Raw genomic sequence first — 22269 nt, 5'->3', positions numbered from 1 at the left:
GGGGGCTTGCGGTGCGTGTCGCGGGGGTGCCGGTGTTCAGCGGGCGGTCACGGCCGGCCAGCGCCGCTTCAACTCCCGCGCGGCGCCGGCAAGGACGGTGTGGGTGCGGGACGGGTCGGCGGGCGAATGCCCGGCCCGTTCCCAGCGGTGGCGGCGGAGCGCGACGAGGACGGCCGCGTACAGGGCGCAGTCCCGTACCAGTTCGGGATCGAGTGCGGTGCCGCTGCCCGCGCGGTGGCCGGACAGGAGGCGGCGGGCGCGCGTGACGGAGAACCCGTTCGGGCAGCACAGGCCGATCAGTGCCATGCCGACGTCGACGGCCGGGTAGTCCAGTGAGCCGTCCTCCCAGTCGAGGAGGACGACCCCGCCGGCGGGCGTGACGATGACGTTGTCCGGGAACGCGTCGGCGTGCACGGGTACGGGCCGCGCGCTCTGCTCGGTGACGTGGGCGACGTCGCGGTGGGTGGCGCGGGCCCATCGGGCGAAGGCGTCGTCGGGCAGTTCGTCCAAGACCTCGGCGTCGGCGGCGGTCATGCGCAGGTGGGGCTGCAGGGCGCAGTGGGGTGCGGACGCCGTGCGGTGCACGCGGCCCAGGACGGCCCCGACTTCTTCGACGATGTCCGGTGGCAGTGTCCGGTGTTGGCGGCCGGGCACGAAGTCGCAGACGATCACGGGGTGTCCGGCCCACGCGCCGACCCAGCCGCCGTCGCGGCGCCGGCGCAGGCGGGGGGCGGGCGTGTGCGCGTGTTCGAGGCCGCGGAGGAAGCGTGCGTACTCGTGGGCGGCGGCCGCGTCCTTCTTGCGCAGCACGCTCACCACGACGGTCGCGTCCGAGGTGTCGACGCGCACGTGCGTGTTCTCCATGCCGCCTTCCAGCGGCCGCACCGCAAGCGGTCGCAGCCGGTATGCGTCCAGGACGGCGGCGATGTCGTCGCGGGTGGGCCGTGTGACAGCGGAGCGTGGCGGCGTCACGGGGTTCGCCCGTGCCGGTGGAACGCGGCGGTGATGTCCGCGACGGTGCGGTGCCCGTCGGTGACCGCGGCGACGGCCCGGTCGAGGTGGTCCAGGACCGCGTGGATCCGCGCCTTGGTGAAGGTGTCGGTCCGGTAGGTGAGCGTGCCGGTCAGGGCCCCGTCGCGTTCTTCGAGGACCCAGCGTTGTTCGATGCTGGTGGGCGCCTGATGCGGGCCGGCCGGCTCGGTGTCGATGTCCCGGCAGTCCAGGCCGTCCAGTTCCAGGGACCGGGGACGCATCGTGTTGAGGGCGAGCGTGACCTGGTACAGCGGGCCCTGAGCCTCCCGCTCGGTGCGGCGCAGGTCGCTGGCGAGGTCCTGGATCGGGAGGGCCTGGTGTTCGAGGGCTTGGCGCACGGCCGTGTTCGCGGCGGCGGTCAGGGCGGCGGCGGTCATGTCCGGGCGCACGCGCAGTCGGATGACGGCGGTGTTCACGAAGTAGCCGATCAGGTGCTCGGCGTCGGGCCGGGCGCGGTTGGAGATCATCATGCCGACGCGGACGTCGGTGGCCGCGCCCTGGTGGTGCAGGACCAGGGCGAGCGCGGCGAGGAACGGCCCGGCCAGGGGGCCGCGCTGTGCTCCGTCGCGCGCCCCGGCCCGCAGCCCGGCGACCGCGGCGGCGGGGATGCGGACGCGCTGGACGTCGACGGGCCGCTGTCCGGTGTCCGGCCCGGCGGGACGCGCGGCGGGCGGGGTGAACGTCAGGGGTGGTCGCGGCGGGGCCAGGTCCGCGCGCCGGGACGCGAGTTGTCGTCGCAGGCGGGGGCTGCCGCGTTCGCCGCGCATGTCGCGGCACAGGGCGGCGAACGTGCGGGGCAGCGGGGGCAGTTCGGCCGCCCGGCCGGCGTGGGCGGCGTTGTAGAGCGCGGCGAGGTCGCGGAACAGGACGCCGATCGACCAGCCGTCGCTGACGAAGTGGTGGATCTGCAGGAGCAGGACGTGTCGCCGGTCCCCGAGGCGGACGAGGTGGGTGCGGAAGAGGGTGTCTCCGCGCAGGTCGACGTGCCGGTGCGGGGTGCGCGCGAGGAGGACGTCGGGCGTCGGCGCGGTCGCGGTGGTCAGGGCGCTGCGGCCGACCCGATCCGCCATGCTGGAGGCGACGAACTGGACGGGGGTGTCGTCGGGGAGGCGGTGCAGGCGGGTGCGCAGCGCCGACTGGCGGGCGATCAGCGCCGACACGGCGTGTTGGAGTGCCCCGGTGTCGAGGGGGCCGTCGACGAGGACGGCCGCGGTGTCGATCGGCCGGAGCCTGGTCGACTCGCCGGGTTCGGGCCAGGAGCCGTCCGGGCGGACGAACTCGGCGTCGATCAGCCGTTCCTGGCCGGGCGAGAGCGGCGCCGTCTCCACGATCACGATGCCGCCGGCCGAGGACGGGGCGGAAGGGCGCGTCATCGGTCCTCCCGCGGCCGGGTGGCGGGGATGCCGCCGAGGAGGGCGTGGAGGAGGACGAGGTGTTCACCGCCGGGCAGCAGCCAGCGCACCGGTTCGAAGTCGAGCCCGTGGACCGGGCACAGTCCCAGCCCCGCGTCGGTGGCACGTTCGCACAGCAACTGACCCATGTATCCGGCGTCGAGCAGGGCGAGCGGTTCGGCGTGCGCCCCGTACAGAGGTGCGGAGTCGGCGGGGTCGGCGGTGAGGAACACGGTGAAGGCGGCGCTGTCGGCCGGTGCGCGGTTGACGGGTCCCGGATGCAGCACGACGGGGTCGAGGTCGATGCCGGGGGCCTGCGGGACGAGGTCGTGCGCGTCGGGGTGGTAGGCGTAGACGCCGCCTTCGAGGCCGTGGACGCGTCCGGGACGTGCGTGCACGTGGACGTGGACGCTGTACAGGCCGCCGGCGGACGGGTACAGGAATCCGGTCCGGCCCGGGGTCGGGTCCCGGCGCAGACTCTCCAGGAGTTGCCCGAGGGCGGCGGCGGTCACCGGGCGGTCGTCGAAGACGCGCGGCGTGAAGCGCCGCAGTCGCCGCTCCCGCGAACCCGGCGGTGACGCGGCGGGCAGGATCCGCCCGGCGGGGGCGGGCGGGTGGGCGGGGCGGGCGGCACGGAACCGGTCCCGCTCGCCGGGGTCGGTGAGCACGTGGACGGCCGTCCACGCTGAGGCGCCAGCCGCGGGCGCCGGGTCGGGGTTCGCGTCGCCCGTGCGGGGGGTGTGCCGGAGCAGGGTGCGCAGGGTGGGGGTGTCGTAGAACGCGGCGAGGTCGGGGCGCGTCCCGGTGTGTCGTTCGACGAGGTTCGCCAGTCGGATGACGTCGATGCTGGTCAGTCCGACCTGGAGCAGGTCGTCGTCGATGCCCGCGGCTGCGGGAAGCGCCGCGCCCAGGGCGTCGAGCAGCGGCGCGTCCTCCGGTCGACCTGGGGGCCGGTGCCGGGCGGGGGCGTCGGGTTGCGCCGTGGCGTGGGCGAGTTCGGCCCGGTCGACCTTTCCGGTGGCGGTGCGCGGCAGCTCGTTCCGGGCGGAGAAGGTGGCGGGGAGCATGTGGGAGGGCAGGCGGAGGGCGAGTTCGCCGCGCAGTTCCGCGACCGGTCGGCCGGCGACCACTACGGCGTGCAGGCGCCGGTCGGTGCGCTCGCCGACGGCGACCACGCAGGCCTCGCGGACGCCGTCCACCGCGCACAGCGCGGTCTCGACCTCGCGGAGTTCGACGCGGTGGCCGCGGATCTTCACCTGGTCGTCGCGCCGGCCGAGGAACTCGATGGTGCCGTCGGGCAGCAGCCGTCCCCAGTCGCCCGTGCGGTACCAGGTGCGCCCGGTGCGGCCGTCGAAGACGAACGCCGCCTCGGTCGCCTCCGGGGCCGCCCAGTAGCCGAGTGCGGTGCCGTGGCCGGCGATGTGGATCTGTCCGGGTGTCCAGGCCGGGCAGGGCAGGAGCCGCTCGTCGAGGACCTGCACGAGCTGGCCGGTCATGGCGGTGCCGTAGGGGATGCTGGCCCATCGGTCGTCGACGTGGTCGACCTCGTGGAGGATCGACCAGATCGAGCCCTCGGTGGCGCCGCCGAGGGAGACCACACGGTCTCCGCCCGCGCGGGCCCGCAGCCGGTCGGGGAGGGTGAGCGGGATCCAGTCGCCGCTGAGCAGCCACACCCGCACCGACTCCAGGGCGTCGCGGGCGTCGGGGTCGGGCGGGGCGTCGAGCAGCAGCTCGGCCAGGGTGGGCACCGAGTTCCACACGGTCACGCCGCCGGCGCGGATCAGGCGGATCCAGGCGCTGGGGTCGGTGCGTTCCTCGCGGGTGGGCACGATCAGCGTCGCCCCGGCGGCGAGCGCGCCGAACAGGTCGTACACGGCGAGGTCGAACGTGAAGGGCGAAACCGCGAACAGCACGTCGCGCGCGTCGACGGCGTGACGGGCGTTGACGTCGAGCACGGTGTTGAGCGCGCCGCGATGGGAGATCATCACGCCCTTGGGGCGGCCGGTGGACCCGGATGTGAAGATCACGTACGCGAGGTCGTCGGCCGACCGCGGCCGCGGCCCGTCCCGGTCCGGGGAGGCGGCGGGTCGTGAGTCGTCGACGACGATGATGCGCGCGAGTTCCGCGACCGGTTCCAGGCGGTCGGCGGCCGTGCTGTGGGTCAGGACGAGGTCGGCGCCGGTGGTGGTGAGCAGGTCGCGGACGCGGTCGGTGGGCCAGGAAACGTCGACGGGGACGTAGGCGTATCCCGCGAGCAGTACGCCCAGCGCGGCGATCACCTGTTCCGCGCCGGGATCGCAGACGACGGCGATCAGTTCGCCGTCGGGCGGCGCGGCGCCGACGCGGGCGGCGACCGTGCGGGCGCGGTCGTGGAGTTCGGCGTACGTCAACGTCCGCCCGCCGCACCGCAGGGCGGGACGGTCGGGGTGGTCGCGGGCGCGGTCCAGGAACGGCTCGTGCAGGAGCCGTTCGCCGCCCAGGGGCGCGGGGAGCGGTTCGGGTTCGGGCGGCGGCACCAGGTGGGGGCGGCGCGGGGCGTCGGGGTCGTCGACGAGGGCACGCAGAGCGGTGGTGTGGTCGTCGAGGAGGTCTCGGACGAAGGTGTCGGGCAGTGCTCCGGCGACCGTGTCGAGGTTGACCACCAGGTGCCCGTCCGCCTCGTAGGTCTGGTAGTCGAGCAGGACCTGCGGGGTCTGTCCGATGCCGTGGACGATCCGGCCGGGGAACGGCCCCGGGTCCTCGCCGGGGACCTCCAGGTCCAGGGTGCTGGTGAACACCACGGGCGCCCCCGCGGCGGCCCCGGTGGTGTCGCGCATCTCGCGCAGCACGTCCACGCCGCTGTGGGTGCCGTGGTCCAGGTCTGCCCACAGCCGGTGCTGCAGTACACGCAGCCGGTCGGCGAAGGTCGCCCCGGACAGGTCCACCTCCGTCAGGACGGTGGAGGTGAAGTCGCCCACGATCCGGTTGATCTGCGGGTGGACGGGCGGCCGGTCGTAGACGGTGACGTTGACGAGGAAGGCGCGGGTGTTCGTGAAGCGGCCCAGGCTCTCGCCGAACGCGGCGAGCAGGAGTGCGGACAGGGTCGCCCCGTGGGCGGCGGCGACCGCCCGCAGCGCGGCGAACTCGGCGGGTGCCCAACGGGTGTACACGCGTTGGAACCGCGGCCGATCGGCGCCGGGGGCCGCGGTGAGCACGGGCAGCGGCGGGGGTGGCGGCAGTTCGGGTATCCGGCCGCGCCAGTACTCGCGATCGCGTGCGTGGCGGTCGGATGCGTCCAGGGTGTGTCGGTGGGCGACGTGGTCCGCGAACGTCACGGTCAGGGCGGGCAGTTCCGTGTCCGGGTCCGCGTACAGGGCTCGGGCTTCGCGGTGGAGGATCTGCCAGCTCAGGGCGTCGCCGATGAGGAGGTCGAAGCTCAGGAACAGGCGGACGTCGCCGCCGGGCAGGTGCGCGGCCTCGATCGTGAACAGCGGCCAGGTCGCGGTGTCGCGGCGCGGGTGCGACAACCGGTCCCGCGCGGCGGCGAGTCGGGCCGGCGCGTCCTGGGCCCCGCGCAGGTCCAGCGTGTCGATCCGGTACGGCTCCACGGTCGGCAGGACGCGTTGCCGGCCGTCGTCGGTGATCACCGCGCGGAGCATGGGATGCCGGTCGATCAGGGTCCGCCACACCGCGCCGAGCCGGTCGACGTCGAGATCGGGAACGTCGACCTCGGCGTACAGGTGGGAGTCGACGCCGCCGCCGTCGAAGTCGTCGCGCCGCCCGACCCAGTAGGCCTGCTGGATTGCGGTCAGGGCGAAGGGTTCGCTGCTCTCGCCCGTGCGGGCGGGCAGCGCGGGGAGCGCCCGGGGGACCTCTCCGGCGGGTGTCCCCAGGACGAGTTCGCGCACGATGCGGCTCAGGGCCCGGGGTGTCGGTGCGCGCAGGACGGCGCCCAGGGGGAGGTCGACGGCGAACGCGGTCCGCAGCCGGGCGACCAGGCGCAGCGCCAGGAGGGAGTGGCCGCCGGCGGCCAGGAAGTCGGTGTCGGGCCCGGCGAAGTGGCCCAGGAGCGACGCGAAGTGCGCGGTGACCACGTCCAGGACGGGGTCCGGGATGCGGCCTTCGCCCTGGGCGGATCGTGCGGGCGGCGTGGGTTCGGGCCCGGCCGCGGGCGCGGGCGCGGCGGCGAGGGTGGCGGTGTCGTGGGACAGGTCGGCGACCCGTGCCCGGGTTTCGGGCGTGAGCCGGCCGAGCATGGAGCACATCGCGTCCAGGATCGCGCGCGCCTGGTCGTCGCCGACGCGGGCGCGGTCGTTGACCAGGATCAACCGCAGTGCTTCGGTCGTCTCGACGATGAGGGTCAGGGCGTGGCGGGTGCGACCGCCGTGGGAGCGGATCCCGGTGTTGTCCAGGACGAGGGCGTCGTGCGCTCCGGTCGCCGGGCCGGTCGGGGGCCGGGGGTGGTCGGCGACGGCGACGACGCTGTCGTACAGCGTGTTCCCCTCGGGGATGCTGGCCCACGTGTGCACTTCGGCGGTGGAGCATCCGCCGTGCCGGTCGGCCAGGGCCAGTGCGTCGTGGACGCGGTTGATCCACGCGCCCGTGTCCTCGTCCGCGGCGGGCGGGCAGCGCAGGGGGACCGTCACGGCCAGGGGACCGACGAGGTCGGCGGCACCCGGGTAGGGGTGGCTGCGGCCGGACACGGTGACCCCGATCGCGATGTCGTCGCGGCCGTGCCGGCGGGCGGCGACCAGGCTCCAGCACGCCACCAGGGCGGCGGCCGTCGTCGTCCCGTGCGCCCGGGCGAACCCCTCGAGGGCGCGTCGCCGTGTCGCGGGCAGGTCGCGGGTGTGGCGGCCGAACCGCTCGCTCTCGGTGAACGTCGGCGGATCCACGGGCGCGGTCGGGGGGCACCCGGTGTAGCCGTCGAGGTGTCGGGTCCAGTGGACTCGTTGCCGCTCGTGCGGGCGCTCGGTGAGCCACTGCGCGTACGGGCCGAACGGCGCCGGCGCCGGCGGGCCGGTACGGGTGTTGTAGCGGTGCAGGAGTTCACCGGCGAGCGCGAGATGGGCGCGGCCGTCGAGGATCACGTGGTGGTGGCTCCACACCAGTTGATGCCCGGTGGGGCCGATGTGGTGGACGGCCAGGCGCAGCAGTGGGGGGCGGTGCAGGTCGAAGGGGTCGTGCCGGTGGGCGCGCAGGAGGGCGTCGAGGGCGGCTTGTTGTTCCCGTGGGGTCTTGCCGGTGCTGTCGAGGTGTTCCACGGGCAGTTCGGCGCTCGCGAGGACGACTTGGCGGGGGTCGCCGGTCAGGTCCCAGGCCAGGGCGGTGCGCAGGATCTCGTGGTCGGCGACCATCGCGGCGACGGCGTCGTCGAACCGGGCCCGGTCCAGGGGGCCGGTCAGCGGGAAGACGGTCTGTTCGACGAAGACGGCGGTGCCGGGGCTGGTGAGGCTGCCCAGGAGGAAGCCCTGTTGCGCGGGCGTGGTGGGGTGGAGCGCGGCGATCGGGGTGCTGCTCATGGTCCCTCGCTCGTGAAGGTCGCGGTGATCCGGGCCAGGTCGCGGGCCGGAACGGCGGCGTCGGGGGTTGTCGGAACGCTCGCGATGTGGCGGGCGAACGCTTCGGCGAGGCGGGTGACGGTGGCGTCTGGCATCCAGGTCGGGCAGGCCCGCCACCGGACCTCGACCGATCCGGGTGTGCCGAAGCAGACGACCTCCAGTGGGAACAGCGGCCCCGGCGCGCCGACGGGCGGCAGGTCCAGGTCGTCGGAGGGCAGCTCCCCGAAGTAGTTCAACGCGACCGGGGCCAGGCGCCCGGCCGGCGCCGCCGGCGCGGTGTGGTCGAGTTGGGCGTGCACGGCGACGGCCAGGGCGGCCGCGTCGATCGGCAGGGTGCGCTCGGCGTGCACGGGGCGCATGGTGGTGAGCCAGCCGACGGTGGAGGCCAGGTCGTGTCCGGGAAGGTCACGCCCGTGGAGTTCCACGCACAGTGCGGTGGGCAGGTCGGGGCGGATCTCGGCGAGGGCGGCGAGCAGCGCCCCGGCGAGGACGGCGAGCGCGCCGCGCGTCGTCCGATGCTCCGCCGCGTTCAGGGCGTCGCGGGTGGTGGGGCCCAGTCGGGTGGACGTGGTGCGCGGGGCGTGGGCGAGCCAGGGCCCGGTGGCCGGTGCGGGTGGTTCGCTCAGTGTTGTGGCCCGCAGCCAGGGGAGGTATCCGTCGTCGGTCGCCGGTGTCGGGGTGGGGTGGTCGTAGGCGTGCCACAGGTCGTGGGCGAGGATCTTCAGGGATAGGTGGTCGGCGATGAGGTGGTGGGCGATCCACGCGATCCGCGGTTGCGGGCCGCCGCGGATGAGGACGAGGTCGACGAGCGGCCCCGCGAGGGTGAACCGCTTCTCGCGGGAGACGAGTTCCTCGCGCACGATCGCCTCGTGTTCCCCGGGTGGGCGGTCGTCCAGGTCCAGGAGGTGCACGGTGCGCGGGGCGCACGGGAGGAGTCGGGCGGCCCAGCCGTGTTCGGTGTGGGTGAAGACGGTGCGCAGCGCCGGGTGCCGGCGCAGGACGTTCTCGAAGGCGGTGTTCAGCCGGCCGGTGTCCACGCTCGGGTGCGGCGCGTCGGACATGTGTCTCAGCGTCCAGGTCCCGGCCACCGGGCGGGAGTCGAGGACGGCGGCCTGAAGGGCTCCGAGCGGGACGGGGCCGTCGGTGACCTCCGCGTTCCGGGCGCGGGTGGCGGCGGTGACGGTCGCGGCCAGTTGCCCGAGGGTGCGCCGTTGCATGACGTCGTGCACCGTGACGGGCACTCCGGCACGTTGCGCCTGGTGGGCGAACAGGACGGCCTTGAGGGAATCGCCGCCGTCGGCGAAGAAGTTCGCCTCCGGTCCCGCCGGACGATCCCCCAGCACGTCCGTCCACACCCGGGCGAGGGTTGTCGTCGTGGGATCGGTCGGGGCGGGCGGGTCTTCGCTCCGGGGCGGGGGTGTGCTCGCCGACGCTGCCAGCGCCCGGCGGTCGATCTTTCCGCCGGGCTGGCGGGGCAGGGCCTCAAGGACGTGGTGGCGGTCGGGGCGGGCCCAGAACGGCAGCCTTCGCGCGCACAGGGATCGGGCGCGGTCGACGACGCTTTCGGGGTCGGCGGGGTCAGCGGGGACGAGGAAGGCGTTGAGGAGCGGCGGGCCGTCGCTGCCGGTCCGGGTGGCGACGACGACGGCCTCGGTGATGCACGGGTCGCCGGTCAGGACAGCCTCGATCTCGCCGGGTTCGACACGGTATCCGTGGATCTTGACCTGTTCGTCGATCCGGCCGAGCATCTCGAGTTCGCCGTCGGGCCGCAGCCGGGCGAGGTCGCCGGTGCGGTAGGACCGGGTTCCGTGCGCGTCGGTGCCGAAGCGCGTCGCGCTCTCCTGCGGGCGGTCCCGGTATCCGCCGGCGACCTGGGGTCCCAGGACGACGATCTCCCCCGCGCAACCGGGCAGCACCGGTTCCTCGCCGCCGACCGTGCGCAGCTCGATGCCCGCGTTCCACACCGGCCGCCCGATGGGGACCGGGTCCGCGACGGGCGCGCCGCAGGGGAAGGTGTAGGCGACGCAGCCGACGGTGGCCTCGGTCGGGCCGTACTCGTTCGTCACCGGCAGGCCTGGGACGTCCAGGTCGACCAGGGCGTGGGCGGTCAGTTGCTCCCCTCCGACGACCAAATGCCTTACTGCGCGGGCCAGTTGCGCGCCGGACAGCATGCGGGTCAGCAGCCGCAGTCCGCCCGGGGTCACCTTCAGCGGGCTCAGGTCGCGCGCGCGGGTGAGCGCCGCGGCCAGGTCGTCCGGGTCGTCGGAGGGCTCCAAGGCGACGCGTCCGCCGGTCGACAGCGGCAGGAGCAGGCTGGTGAGGGTCAGGTCGGCGGCGATCGAGGAGTGCGCGAGCGTGCCGCTGCCGCCCGGGGTGTCGTAGCGGTCGGACGCCCATTGCAGGTACTGCATCAGCGCACCGTGGGTGATCGGGACGCCCTTGGGGCGGCCGGTGGAACCGGAGGTGTAGATCAGGTAGGCGTCGTCTCCGATCCGGGCCCGCGACGCCGGTCGCCGCGCCGGGCCGGTCCCGGGATGCGGGTCGTCGGCCCGCAGCACGGGGACGTCCGCGAGGTCCGTGCCGGTGACGCGGTGGGCGGTGTCCGCGTCGGTGAGGAGCAGGCGCGGCGCGGCGTCGCGCACCACGTCCTCGATGCGGCCGGGCGGCCAGGACGGGTCGATCGGGACCCAGTGGGCCCCGCAACGCCACACGGCGAACAGCGCCGCCGGCAGCGGGACCCGGCGGGCCATGCAGACCCCGACCCGGTCGCCGGGTCCGACACCGCGGTCGCGCAGGACGCGGGCCAGGTCGGTGCCGGCCCGGTGCAGTGTGCGGTATGTGGTCTCGGTGCGATCGTCGGCGGCCGCGACGGCGTCGGGGGTGCGGATCGTCTGTGCGTCGAACGCGTCGACCAGGGTGTCGGTGGGGGCCGGGCGCACCGGTCCGGTCAGCCGGCTCGGCGCGGTTGGAAGGGCGCTGACTTCTGCGGCGGGGCGGAGGGCGGCGCGCGGCCGTGCCATCCGATCCAGGACCTGCCCGAGCCAGTCGGCGACCCGGCGGGCCTGGTCCTCGTCGAGGGCGTCCGTGTCCGCGACCACGCACAACTGGGGTTCGGTGCCGCGCAGCAGGAGGTGTGCTTCCAGGGCCATGGGGTCCAGCGGCGCGTCGACGACGTCGACCACGGCGCGGACACCGGAGCCGAACAGGAGGGTCGCCGGGGCGGTGAGGTGGCGGAACCCGACGGTGAAGCCTTCGTCGGGGCGCGGGTGGACGAAGAAGTCCCCGTGCCGGTCCGCGGCCGTCGTCTCACGGTGGGTGCCCCGAAGCAGGTCGGCCAGAAGGGCGGCCGGAGCGGCGGGGACGGCGGGTATGGGTACGTTGCGGCCCAGCAGGGCGACGGTGTGCGGGAGTTGCGCCACCGGCCCCGCGACGAACACGCCCAGTGACCCCTCCCGCTCGCCGGGGGCGATCCGCGCGAGCAGCAGCCGCCAAGCCGTCAACGCCACCGCCTGGAGCGGGACGCCCGCCTCCCCGGCCAGGTCCTCCAGGCCCGCGCGGGTGCCGGCGTCCAGGCGCACCGGTACGCGGACACGCGCCCGGCCGCGGGCGTGGCCGGTGTTCAGGGCTCGGGCCACGTCACCGGCGGGGGCACTGCGGTGGCCGCGTGCCCAGAAGTCACGGCCGGGGGCCGCGTCCCGCGCGGTGGGCAGCGCCGCGAGGAAGTCGTCGACGTCGTCGAGGGTGGGGTTCTCTTCCCTCCGGTGCGCGGTCGGGGTGGTGTAGGCGCTCGTGATCGCCTCGGCGGCGCGCAGCAGTCCGGTGTCGTCCAACGCGCCTCGGGCGGGCCGTAGTTCGAGGAGGAAACACCCGTCGGGGGCGGTGCGCAGTCGCGCCAGGGGTACGGCCCCGGGGCCGTCGTCCGCCGGTGCTGTCGAGGTCGCCGTCGGGGCGGCGGTGAACACGTGGACTCCGCCGTCCGGCGAGGGCCGCAAGGACCGGCGAAGCGCGGGACGCTCACGCACCACCCGTTCGGTCGCGGTGCGCAGACCATCGGTGTCGACGTTCCCGTCGATCACCAGACGCAGCAGTCCCGGGCCGGCGTCGGCGTCGGCGACACGGCGGTGCTGGGGCGCGGCCGCGGGGCGGACGCGGCCGCGTGCGCCGGTGTGGATCTCCCACACCGTGTCGGCGGCGGCGGCGGTGGGGTGGGGTGAGTCAGGCATGGGGGGTGTCCTCCTGCCGGTTCAGGTCCTGAAGGCGTCGACGTACGAGTCGATCGACGGCGGTGTCCGGCGGGCGCAGCGCGGCGCGCAGTCGTTCCATGGGCAGCCCGGGAAGAACGCACGCGGCGCCCAGGAACAGGGGGTAGGCCTCGGCGATCGTGTCGGCTCGCACCGGCGTCGCGGCGTGCGCGTCGAAGCGCAACAGCGCGCTCGCGCCGTCCGCGTGCTCTTGGAGGTCGAGCATCACGGGGTAGGGCAGCGGCCACAGGGCGGGTTCGGTCGGCTCGACCGAGCAGTCGCGAAGCTGAAGATGGTGGGTGGGCGGCGGCTGGAGCGTGAACAGGTTGTCGAACAGGCCGCCGGGCCGCCGGCGGGCGCGGGAGAGCAGCGCGTAGGGGATCTCCGCGTGCAGCAGGGCGCGGGTGCCGGCCGCGACGGCGCTCTCCAGGTGCCGGCCCAGGGTGGTGGACCAGTCGACGCGGGCGGGGACGGGGACCAGGTTCGCGAGGAAACCGACGGTGTCCGCGTGGGCCGGGTCGTGGCGGTTGGCCACCGGGCAGCCGCTGACCACGGTGTCGGTGTCGAAGACGGCGGCCAGGAGCAGTTGGTGGGCGGCGAGGTAGAGGTGGAAGGGCGTGGTGGCGTAGGTGCGGGCCGTGCTGCGCACGAGGTGGGTCAGCGCGAGGTCGAGGGCGAAGCGGCGGTGCCGGGGCGCCGGGATGTGGTCGGGCGGGACGGTCCCTCTCGCGGGCGGTCCCGGTTCGAGGGCGGCCAGGATCCCGGCGATGGGGGCGTGGAACTCTCCGCGTCGGATCCGGTGGGCACTCTTGTCGCGGTAGTGGGTGAACGATCCCGGCTCCGGCAGGGCGGCAAGCTCTGCGTGGCCGGTGTAGGCGGCGCCGAGGTCGCGGTGCAGCAGGTCCAGCGACCAGCCGTCGCCAGCACTGTGGTGGACCGCCGCGACCAGGAGGTGATCGTCCGGGGCGCGGCGGATCAGCAACGCGCGCAGCAGCACGTCGCGGTCCAGGGCGAACGGCGTCCCGAAGAACACGCGGGCCGCGCCGTGCGCCTCCTCATCGCGCCGGGCCGGCGGCGAACCCTCGAGGTCCACGAGGCCCAGGCCGAAGCGGCCGGCCGGGAGAACTGCGCAGCGGAGCCGGCCGTCGTGTTCGGTCAGCGTGGTGCGCAGCGCGGGGTGGCGTGCGATCACGGCCTGGAAGGCCCGACGGAGGCGGTCGACGTCGAGGGGGCCGGTGATGCGGTGGGCGGTGGGGATGATCTGCGCGTTGGCGTGTGGGTGGGTCGTCTCGGCGACCCAGACGCGTTCCTGCCCCAGGGACGGCGCGTGCCGGTCCCGTGTCCCGGGTTCGACCTCGCGTGCGTCGGCGTCGGCGTCGGCGGCGGGTTCGGTACCGATGGGGCGTGCCGCGCGGGCGGCGCCTTGGATCGTCGGGTGCCGCCAGAGGTCGCGGACGTCCAGGTGCAGGCCGTTCCGGTACAGGCGGGCGCAGATGACCGCCGCGGTCACCGAGTCGCAGCCCAGCGCGAAAAGGTCGTCCAGGACCCCGATCGGGTGCACGCCGAGGGTCTCTTCCCACACGGCCGCGACCCGCTGCTCGGTGGCCGTTTCGGGGGCGACGTGGATCGTGGAGAGCGCGGCGCGCGGGCCCGGGCGGACGACGATGGCGGCGGCGTGCCGGGTTGCCGCGAGGGAGACGGGCCACCGCAGGCGCGGCGGGTCCGCCGCCTCGGTCGCGGACCGGTTCCCGGGCGAACCGGCGGGCGGGGTCTCGCCTTGCGTCCAGTCGAGTTCCGCGAGCGCGGCGGCGTCCAGCACGGCGGCGTCCGCGATGCAGTCCGCGGGGAAGCGGTCGTGGGCGGCGCGGACAAACGCGCGCGCGGGCTGGTTGCGGGGGCCTGCGACCGCGTCCAGCCCCACCGTCGGAAGGCCGGCGGCGCGGGCCCGCTCCCCGAGGGCTTTCAGCAGCCGCCACTCCACGTTGCGGCCCAGGGCCCGGCAGCTGAGGAAGAGATCCCGGACCCGCAGCGCCCCGTCCTCGACGTCGGCGCCGGCGAAGCCGACCAGGCCGTAGTCGCCGAATCGGTCGCGCACCCGGACGGTCAGCGCGATCCCGGGTCCGGCGAGGAGCCGGCGCACTCCGGTCGGGGTGTGGCGGCGCAGGCACAGGTTGAACTGGGTGGTGCGCGCGGCCAGTTGACAGATGCGCTCGGCGTCGGCGTCCGTGGCGTCGACCACGTCCACCTCGAGGGCGAGGTCCCTCACGTACGCCTGCGGGTCGGCTGCCCGGGCGGCGGCTGCGCGACGTGCGCGTTCCCGGGCGAACAGGGCGGTGCGGGCGCGGTCTTCGATGGTCGTGTCGGTGTCGAGGGCCAGTTGCCAGGTGGCGCGCAGGGCAGCCGGGACCTCGCCCGGGTCCGCCGGGACGTCCACCACGGTCAGCGCCGGGTGGCACCCGCCGACCTCGGCCCGTTCCGCGGGGTTGTCGTCGACGAAGACCAGGCTCTCGGTGGCGAAGCCCAACTCGTCGGCGATCGCCGTCACCGCGTCGGACTTGCGCCCCCAGATGGCGTGCACGGCCGCGAAGTCGTCCCAGCGCAGCGGCATGTCCGGGTGCGCGGCGAACACCTCGCGCAGATCGGCCGCGTTGTTGCGTGAGCACAGCACCAGCGCGCGCCCCGCCCGGGCCTGCTCGCGCAGGAACTCCTGCACCATCCGATACGGGCCGCCCGTACGGACGTTCGCGGGGCCGACCTCGCCGCACACCCCGCCCCACAGCGTGTCGTCAGCGTCCACCACGATCGCCTTGACCACCGGGCGATCCGCCGACGTCGCGCGACACAGCAGCGCCTCCGCCCACGCCGTGGTGGACCCGTCGGCGTCGGGCCCAGCCCAGGCCAGTCCGCGCGCGGCAACCTCGTCGCGGATCCGGCCCGTGTCCGCCCCGGGCGTGCCCGGGGGCGCCGTGACGACGACGGGCAGCGCGGAGTTCTCGGCCCATCGCGCGGCGGTGTCGACCTGCCGTCGGATCCACGGCGGCACCGCCGGCTCCGGCCGCACGTGCCCGGGGTGTCGGGCGTAGAGCATGTGTATCTCCGAACCGGCGAACAGGTCGTCCTGCTCGACGAGGGTGTGGAATCCGTGCGATTCCAGCAGCGTCCGCAAGCGGCCCATCCGGCCGTCGGTGTCGTGCACCTCCACGACGATTTGCCCGATGAGGGGCCAGTGCGGTTCGTCGATGCCGAGCAGGACGTCTTCCTCGGCGCGCTCGGCGTCGATCTTCAACAGGTCGATCCGGTCGATCCCCGCCTCCCGGATCCAGGTGGACAGCCGCCGCACCCTCACCATCGACTTCCGGGCCCGGGACGTGTGCTCGTGGACCAAGGGGGCCAGGGCGTCGGCGACCTCGTCACGCAGCTCGGGAGCGATCGTGGTGCGGGTCTCCGCCTGACGGCGGGCATACCCGCGCACGACGTCCTCGTCGACCGCGGTGTCCGCGTACAGACCGGACTGGAGGGAGGAGTCGGGGTAATAGGTGAGCTCGGCTCGCCCGTCGGCCCGCCCGAGTGCCGCCCGCTCCACGCTGACCGCCAAGTCGTAGGCACCGGAATTGCTTTCGAGCGCGTCGGCCGCGGCGGGGACGGGTTCGAAGGCGTGGATGCGGACATCGGAGGCCCGGGACGCGGCGAACAAGCAGAACATGCCGATGTTCGCCCCGACGTCGACGACCAGGTCGCCGTCGTCGATCCGTACGCCGCCACGCAGGTACCGGGCCCGGACGACGATCTCGTCGAAGAGTTCACGTGTCTCGTTCGCGTTCAACTCCGCGATCGGCAGGCCGCCGGGGAGCCTTCCCGTCGGCTCGGTGCCCGTGTGTCTCGCGCCGTGACCGGCGGGGAACGAGAGGCCCGGCGTGACCACGGCGAGGTTCGCGCCCCAGGGGGCGGCCTGAAGCGCGCCGGTGGCGGGCTCGGGGACGTGTGCCTCGTCGCGTTCGATGGGATGCACGCTCAGCGGCAGGCCGATCGCCGTGCCCCACGCGCGCAGCGAGCCGGCGAGATCGGCGAATCCCGAGGACGTGATCACACGCACGTCGAACTCGGCGCCCCGCACCGCCCGCCCGAGCTCGGCGAGCGTCAGCGTCGGAGTCCGGCCCACGACGGCCAACACCGAGGCCGCCTGCCGGACGAGGGATCCCAGCAAAGCCTCGTCCGCATGCTCGCGGAGGGCCTCCAGAGTCCATACCGGGCCCTCGTCCGTCATCTCGGCCGTACAACGCACGGGACAATGGGCAGGCAGCGGACTCCGCGTCGGCGCAGCAGTGTCCGCCCAAGCGAATTCGGGGTACCCGGCGGCGTCGATCAGCCGACGCAGGCCGTCCATTCCACGAGCGGCGGGCCCCTCCCCTCCTCCCGGACGTATCGTCCAGAAGCGCGTGTGGTCGAAGAGGGACTGTCCCGGGACGATCCGCATCGAGGCCAGACTCGGGTGGTGCGCATCCCCGCCAGGCAACGCCAGGTCGACGGGGTCGACGGTTCCGCCACGGAGCGCAAGTACGAACGCGTAGACCGTGCGCTGCAACATCTCAGGATCGCAACCTCGATGAGCGGATTCCCACACGGCACGCGAGCACAGCGCCCCTCGGGCTGTCGCGTGCGCGGCCGAAGGGCCTTCTGTGCGTCCGCCCGGCGGCACGAGTTCCACCCCGGTCGGCGTCGCACGGTTGTACTCCCCTGCCGCGAAATCGATCGGTGACGTCGACACCGTTCCCCCCTCAGACCAGACCTGCACGACGCTGTACGTGACCCACGTCGACTCGCCGCCGACGAATGCGGGCCGGGCCGGCATTCCCTCGGGGACAACCCCGCCTTCGAGGTCAAATGCGGGAACGTCGGAGCACGGGCGAGGAACCCAGTCTCGATCCCGGATCGCGAGCGCGGACGCCCGCGACCCGTCACGGTCGTCATCACGAATCAGTTGGCGCCTGGGACACCCCGGCCGGCGGAGACGGCCGCGCTAGGGTCGACGCCAAGAGGCACATTGCGTCGGGTCACCGGGAAATGCCCATGGACAGCAATCCACTAGCCCAAGCCCTGGTGTCGGCCGGCATCGGACCGCGCGATCTGATGAGGGCCGTCAACCAGCGGCTGGCCGCCGCGGGTCGCGACCGAATGAGCCTCAACGCCGCCTACAAGTGGGTCGAACACGGTTGGATCCCCCAAGACAAACGCGTCCCTCAACTGGTCGCGTCGGTTCTGACAGCCGCCACAGGACGCCGTTACGCGCCTGCGGAGCTGTGGCCCGGCCGAAGCACGGAGTCCGCCGTCTGCGTCACCGCCGACGACGGGCTGACGACACCGTGGGAAACGCACACCACCATGGACAGCCTCCACGACCTGTGCGCCGTCCCCGGACCCCAACGCCGCAGCGTGGCACCGGTCGGCGGCGCCGATCTGCTCACCGCCGCACGCACCGCGATCGACCACACCCCCGCGCCTCTGGCGAAGCATGCCCGCAGTGAACGCGTACTGCCCCCCATGATGAGCGCCATCGAAGCGCACGTCCTCGACCTGCGGCGCCTCGACGACCGCACCGGCGGCGGCACCGTCTCCCAGCGCTACGTCACCGGCCAACTCGCGGTGGTTCTGGACCTGTTGACCCACGCACGCTGCGAACGCCCGATCGCCACGCGCCTGCTCAGGGCGACCACCGATCTCGCGCAGATCTCCGGTTGGATGCACTACGACGCGAACGCCCACGGAGCCGCGCAACGGTACCTGCTGCTCGGTCTGCGCCTGGCCCGCGCCGGGAACGACACGGCCGCCGTCGCCAACATCATGGGAATGCTCGCCTACCAGGCCGCACACACCGGAGCCCGGCACGCGGCCGTGGAGCTCGCGGAAGCCGCAGTCGCCGCCGCCCGGCCCCACGCGGCCGCCGTCCGTGCCCGGGCCCACGGCCGCCTCGCCACCGCGCACGCCTCCACAGGCAACGTGGACGGCCATCAAAAGGCCGCAGACCACGCCCGGGAGTTACTGGACCGAGGGCCCCGCGAAGGCTCCGCCGCCCTCTATTACCTCAATCCACGCCAGCTCGACGCCGAAGCCGGCCAAGCCCTGGTCACCCTCGCCGGCACCCACCCAAAGCGAACAACCCTGCTGGAGGAAGCCGTCCGCCGGCTCACGCCGCTCGCCACTGTCCCGGCGGACACACCCTTCGGGCGTTCGGCCCTCCTGCATGGCTGCTACCTCGCCACGGCAAACCATCGGATCGGGAACCTGGAAGCGACCGCATTGGCACTGCACACGGCCCTGGACCGACTATCCGGTGTCCAATCCGTTCGATGTAGAAGTCGCCTCGTCGCCCTGCGCGCCGACCTGGTTCGACACCGCCACGACCCTGACGCCGTCGGCGCGCTCGCACGGCTCGACCAAGCCCTGGCCCAGATCTGAGACGGCGACCCCATGGATTTCGTAGAGCGCTCCTACAACCATCTCGACGCCCGGAGTCTCGTCCACCGTCTCTACATCGAACAACTTGGACGCTACGGCCGCGCGGACCACCCCGACACCACCGACGAAGCCGACCTGACGCCACCACGAGGTGGATTCCTGGTCGGCTACACCACCGACCGGGCACCCATCGCCTGCGGCGGATGGCGGCTCATCGACCACACCACGGTCGAGATCAAACGCCTGTATGTCGAACCCGTCCATCGAGGACACGGACACGGACGAAAGCTCCTGGAACTCCTGGAGAAATCCGGCGCCGACGCCGGAGCAACCGACATTCGACTCGAAACAGGGGCCGAAAACGACCGCGCACTCCACCTGTTCACCGCGAACGGCTACACGGCGACCACCTCGTACGTCCCCGGACGCAATCCACTCGTGAATCGAGCCATGCGCAAGCGTTTGTGACCGCGCGTGTGACGAGGCTCCGCCGCCGTCCGGTCGGCGCAACAGCCGCAGCGCGGACGTGCCCGGCTCACTGCTGGAAGGCGAACTGAAGCCCGGCGGCCGGTTCGACCACACAGGATGCAGGCCCCAATGGGGGCTGCCCGGTTTCAGTCCTACCGGTGAGGGCGACCACATGGTCTTCAACTCCGTTACTACGGTGGTGGCGCATGCAATCCGATACCACCCTCCTCCCCACGGCCCTCCACCGCCCGCAGAGCGGTCGCGGTCATCGCCAACCGGCGCGGAGAACAGATCCCTCAGGTGGCGCCGAGAGCAGCGAACGGCCTACATGTCACACGGAAGCGCGTTCCGGCACTTCTAAGGGATGACCACCATCCCCGAGCCCGGAGCATGTTCGATGGCAAAGCGAACTTCACGATACTCAGGCACCTTCCGGCGAACCACACGGATCTCGATCCGCCCGCGACCGGTGGCCTTGCCCAATGATGATCCGCGTGAGCAGCTGCAACTTGCGGTGCGCTCGGCCAGCCGGGGACTGATGTGGGCGCTGCTGATGGTGAGTCTGTTCGGCACCGTGATCACCGCGCCGATTCTGCCGTTCCCGGCGAACGTCCTGGTGGTGATTCCGAGTCTGGTCGGTGCCATGTGCGCCTCCCTTGCCGCGCTGTTCCGGTGGTTCGTGGCGTGTGCGGCCCTGATGGACGCGGCACGCCTCAAGTCGGCGCAGCGCCGAAGCGGCATCCGCCCGGGGAGGGTGAAGGCTTGAGAATCGTGCGGCGCTCCTCAGCTCCCGTTGACCACCTGAAGCTCGCCGACACGGATGTCGCCCACGCTCGAGCTGCGGCTCACGCCGGGGATCGTGCCGGTCCGGCCCGTGGTGGAGACCCACTGGACCGACCACGTCGTCGTGGCGGTGACCGTATAGGCGCCTCCGGCTTGCGCCTTGGAGATGCGCTGATAGGCGTGCCCACAGTCCGGCGACGGCGCGTCCTTGAAGACGGGGTCGTAGACGGTTCCCGGGGTGGTGCACGTCACGACCGTACCGTCACCCATGTTCCATTCGATCTTGTCGACCTTCGCGGTAATGGTGACCGTCAGCCGCATCGTCCTCGATGAGCTGTCCGACCAGTACACGTCCGGCGGCGACTTCTTCGACCAGGTCCAATCGCGTGTGCGCGCCGCCGGCTTCCATTGGGCACCCGGGCGCTGCGACACCTGCTCGGCCCCCCTGGACCAGGACCAGGCCGACGCCACCGGCCTGTGTACCCACTGCGACGCGCCGGCCCCCGCCCTCGTTGCCGCCTAACCCGAGCAGAACAGAAGGGAACCGCAATGTCCGACTTCGACACCCGGACGCTGGCCTCCGCCATCGTCGGAGAACTCGGCCACGGCTGGACCGTAGGCGAGACGTACCGCGACGTGAGGGGGACGCGGGTCGACCATCCCGACGGACGGTCGCTGCTGATCGCGCAGGCGCGCAGCCAGGTGCGGCCGGTACGGATCACCGTCCGGGCGGTACTGCCGGAGGGCTGCGACGAGTTCGAGTTCGCGCCCCTCACCGCCCGCGCCGACCGGGGGGCGCGGGCGATCGCGCGTGATGTCCAGCGGAAGATGCTCGGCCGCCACGCCGCCGCCCTGGGCCTCGTGCGCCAGCACCTGCGGCGCAGCCAGCAGCGGCACAAGGACGGGGAGGCCGCGGTCGAGCGGCTGGCCGCACCGCTTCCCGGTGCCCACTGGGCCCATTGCGAGCGAACCGACTCCTTCAGGGCGCAATGGGACGGCACGTTGGCCGATCCCGCCGCCGACCAGGTCAGCAACGTGCGGGTGATCGCAGAATTCTCCGGTGACGGCTCCGAGGTGAGGCTCGACCTCGACTGGCTTCCGCTCTCCGTCGCGGAGCAGGTCATGAAGGCGATCGGCGCGGCGACCGCTGCTGGCCGCGCGGGGTTGCCAGCCTCCCGCCAGTGAGGTAGATTAGTACATGTCGAATAGGGGATGGCAAACCCCGGATCGGCCACCACGGACCACCTCCCGCAAGGAGTTCACCATGACCGTCACCGCGACCGGCTCCCTCGACCTGAGCACCGCACCGCGACCGTCCGAGTGCGGTTCGCACCAGGCAGCCCGCGCTGTGGCATGCGGCTTCGCCGACTGGAACGAGGGAACCCACGGCGCCACCTACACCGACTGGGAGACCCGCGGCCCGAACGGACTCACCGACTACCGCGGCCCGCACGGCTGGGACCTCGACCTCCAGGTCGACGGACACCAGGTGAAGATCACCTGCAACTGCCAGACACTCGACATGTCGCACCACTGGTCGGTCACCCTCGACGGCCAGGCCCTCGACATCTCGATCATCGAGTACCAGCCCTCCGAGTCGAAGGGGCGTCAGGTCGGCCTCGCCGTACGACGCGCCCTCCGCGGTTGGTAGGCCCGGAGAAAACCGATGACCCGCCGATTCCGTTACAGCCCCGAATCCATCCTGATCTCCCCCGACGCCGGCGCGCAGCTGGAGTTCGCCGCCCACCACATCCAACGCGTCGGCCTCGCTCAGGGAGAGGTATTCGCCGGTGCCGGGCGAACCGTCCATCTCCCCTGCTCCGCCCTCGGGGCGCTGCTCGTGGGTGCCGGTGACGGCTGGCAGGACTGGAGGCGCAGCTACCCGTGGGACGGCATCCGCCGCGCCCGCGTCCGAGCCTGCGCCGTGCTGGCCGAGCACGTCTCCGGCGCCCCCGTCGTCCCGCCGGAAGGCTGGAGCGATGACGGATGGGCCCGGGCCCTCGTGCAGCAGTGGAGCGACCGGCCGGGTCGTACGGCCTCCGAGGTGACAGCAGCCTTCCGTGCGGCCGTCCTCCTCGCCGAGCGCTGCGACGCTCCCGGGCCGGGCTGTCGTGCAGATGCCGCCCCTGCCGGTCAACCCCCCTTGTTCTGAGGTCCTCCCCGGGTTGCCAAGGTCGCCCCGGAATGGTAAATTAGTACATGTCGAAAAAGGGAAGGCAAGCCCCGGTTCCGACCACCACGACCACTTTCCGAGGAGTCCCATGGCGTAACTGTTTTGGACGGTCGGTGACCTGCGCCGATGCCGCGTGACCTGGTCCCGCCGGACCAGTAGATTGATCTCGTGACCTCCTCCCCGCCGCC

The 22269-nt window shown here is 73.2% G+C and carries 13 protein-coding genes; 7 read left to right on the top strand and 6 right to left on the bottom strand.

The genetic code is table 11. From position 1 onward, the window contains the following. Positions 1-36: 36 nt before the first annotated feature. Genes AC0Z36_RS19420 through AC0Z36_RS19400 form a run of 5 tightly spaced genes read right to left on the bottom strand, consistent with a single transcriptional unit; the run spans position 37 to position 16789 of the window. The gene (locus AC0Z36_RS19420; protein WP_485464216.1) at positions 37-972 is read right to left on the bottom strand and encodes a phosphotransferase; all 936 of its coding nucleotides are present in this window, start codon (positions 970-972) and stop codon (positions 37-39) included. Continuing rightward, positions 969-2405 carry a condensation domain-containing protein gene (locus tag AC0Z36_RS19415; protein WP_485464215.1) on the bottom strand — a complete coding sequence of 479 codons (1437 nt, stop codon included), beginning with the start codon at positions 2403-2405 and terminating at the stop codon, positions 969-971. Before AC0Z36_RS19415 ends, AC0Z36_RS19420 begins: the two co-directional genes overlap by 4 nt. Continuing rightward, on the bottom strand, positions 2402-7924 hold the full coding sequence (locus AC0Z36_RS19410; protein WP_485464214.1) for a non-ribosomal peptide synthetase: 5523 nt from the start codon (positions 7922-7924) through the stop codon (positions 2402-2404). Before AC0Z36_RS19410 ends, AC0Z36_RS19415 begins: the two co-directional genes overlap by 4 nt. Continuing rightward, positions 7921-12186, bottom strand: coding sequence for an amino acid adenylation domain-containing protein (locus AC0Z36_RS19405; RefSeq protein WP_485464213.1), 4266 nt, complete (start codon positions 12184-12186; stop codon positions 7921-7923). The genes AC0Z36_RS19410 and AC0Z36_RS19405 overlap by 4 nt, the downstream gene beginning before the upstream one ends. Further along, the gene (locus AC0Z36_RS19400; protein WP_485464212.1) at positions 12179-16789 is read right to left on the bottom strand and encodes an FkbM family methyltransferase; all 4611 of its coding nucleotides are present in this window, start codon (positions 16787-16789) and stop codon (positions 12179-12181) included. The genes AC0Z36_RS19405 and AC0Z36_RS19400 overlap by 8 nt, the downstream gene beginning before the upstream one ends. A 482-nt stretch (positions 16790-17271) precedes the next feature. Between AC0Z36_RS19400 and AC0Z36_RS19395 the strand changes: the two genes are divergently transcribed. The 3 genes from AC0Z36_RS19395 (at position 17272) to AC0Z36_RS19385 (ending at position 19891) form a co-directional block, all read left to right on the top strand. Beyond that, positions 17272-18657, top strand: a complete 1386-nt coding sequence (locus AC0Z36_RS19395; protein ID WP_485464211.1) for an NsdA family TPR-like regulatory protein — start codon at positions 17272-17274, stop codon at positions 18655-18657. Between the two features lie 12 nt (positions 18658-18669). Next, positions 18670-19125, top strand: a complete 456-nt coding sequence (locus AC0Z36_RS19390) for a GNAT family N-acetyltransferase (RefSeq protein ID WP_485464210.1) — start codon at positions 18670-18672, stop codon at positions 19123-19125. Positions 19126-19489: 364 nt separating this feature from the next. After that, positions 19490-19891 (top strand): hypothetical protein, encoded by a 402-nt coding sequence (locus AC0Z36_RS19385; RefSeq protein WP_485464209.1) that lies wholly within the window; start codon positions 19490-19492, stop codon positions 19889-19891. 17 nt (positions 19892-19908) lie between these two features. Here the strand turns inward: AC0Z36_RS19385 and AC0Z36_RS19380 are convergent, their stop codons facing one another. Next, positions 19909-20229, bottom strand: a complete 321-nt coding sequence (locus tag AC0Z36_RS19380; protein ID WP_485464208.1) for a hypothetical protein — start codon at positions 20227-20229, stop codon at positions 19909-19911. Here AC0Z36_RS19380 and AC0Z36_RS19375 point away from each other — a divergent pair. The 4 genes from AC0Z36_RS19375 to AC0Z36_RS19360 all read left to right on the top strand — a co-directional run bounded on the left by AC0Z36_RS19375 (position 20210) and on the right by AC0Z36_RS19360 (position 22060). Next, entirely contained in the window at positions 20210-20431 is a 222-nt protein-coding gene (locus AC0Z36_RS19375; RefSeq protein ID WP_485464207.1) for a hypothetical protein, read from the top strand. The two genes, AC0Z36_RS19380 and AC0Z36_RS19375, sit on opposite strands and share 20 nt — an antisense overlap. Positions 20432-20457: 26 nt before the next feature. Next, positions 20458-21093: a hypothetical protein gene (locus AC0Z36_RS19370; protein ID WP_485464206.1), complete on the top strand. Its 636-nt coding sequence runs from the start codon at positions 20458-20460 to the stop codon at positions 21091-21093. Between the two features lie 79 nt (positions 21094-21172). After that, the gene (locus tag AC0Z36_RS19365) at positions 21173-21559 is read left to right on the top strand and encodes a hypothetical protein (RefSeq protein ID WP_485464205.1); all 387 of its coding nucleotides are present in this window, start codon (positions 21173-21175) and stop codon (positions 21557-21559) included. Between the two features lie 15 nt (positions 21560-21574). Next, positions 21575-22060 (top strand): DUF6197 family protein, encoded by a 486-nt coding sequence (locus AC0Z36_RS19360; protein ID WP_485464204.1) that lies wholly within the window; start codon positions 21575-21577, stop codon positions 22058-22060. Positions 22061-22269 lie beyond the last annotated feature (209 nt).

The organism is Kitasatospora sp. UYEF31 (assembly GCF_057291755.1).
This window is presented reverse-complemented; position numbering and strand designations above follow the sequence as displayed.

Coding starts and splice junctions, on each gene's coding strand:
- AC0Z36_RS19390 (WP_485464210.1), top strand. CDS start 18,670: ATGGATTTCGTAGAGCGCTCCTACAACCATCTCGACGCCCGGAGTCTC.
- AC0Z36_RS19360 (WP_485464204.1), top strand. CDS start 21,575: ATGACCCGCCGATTCCGTTACAGCCCCGAATCCATCCTGATCTCCCCC.
- AC0Z36_RS19405 (WP_485464213.1), bottom strand. CDS start 12,186: ATGCCTGACTCACCCCACCCCACCGCCGCCGCCGCCGACACGGTGTGG.
- AC0Z36_RS19380 (WP_485464208.1), bottom strand. CDS start 20,229: ATGCGGCTGACGGTCACCATTACCGCGAAGGTCGACAAGATCGAATGG.
- AC0Z36_RS19385 (WP_485464209.1), top strand. CDS start 19,490: ATGACCACCATCCCCGAGCCCGGAGCATGTTCGATGGCAAAGCGAACT.
- AC0Z36_RS19395 (WP_485464211.1), top strand. CDS start 17,272: ATGGACAGCAATCCACTAGCCCAAGCCCTGGTGTCGGCCGGCATCGGA.
- AC0Z36_RS19370 (WP_485464206.1), top strand. CDS start 20,458: ATGTCCGACTTCGACACCCGGACGCTGGCCTCCGCCATCGTCGGAGAA.
- AC0Z36_RS19410 (WP_485464214.1), bottom strand. CDS start 7,924: ATGAGCAGCACCCCGATCGCCGCGCTCCACCCCACCACGCCCGCGCAA.
- AC0Z36_RS19375 (WP_485464207.1), top strand. CDS start 20,210: ATGGTGACCGTCAGCCGCATCGTCCTCGATGAGCTGTCCGACCAGTAC.
- AC0Z36_RS19365 (WP_485464205.1), top strand. CDS start 21,173: ATGACCGTCACCGCGACCGGCTCCCTCGACCTGAGCACCGCACCGCGA.
- AC0Z36_RS19400 (WP_485464212.1), bottom strand. CDS start 16,789: ATGTTGCAGCGCACGGTCTACGCGTTCGTACTTGCGCTCCGTGGCGGA.
- AC0Z36_RS19415 (WP_485464215.1), bottom strand. CDS start 2,405: ATGACGCGCCCTTCCGCCCCGTCCTCGGCCGGCGGCATCGTGATCGTG.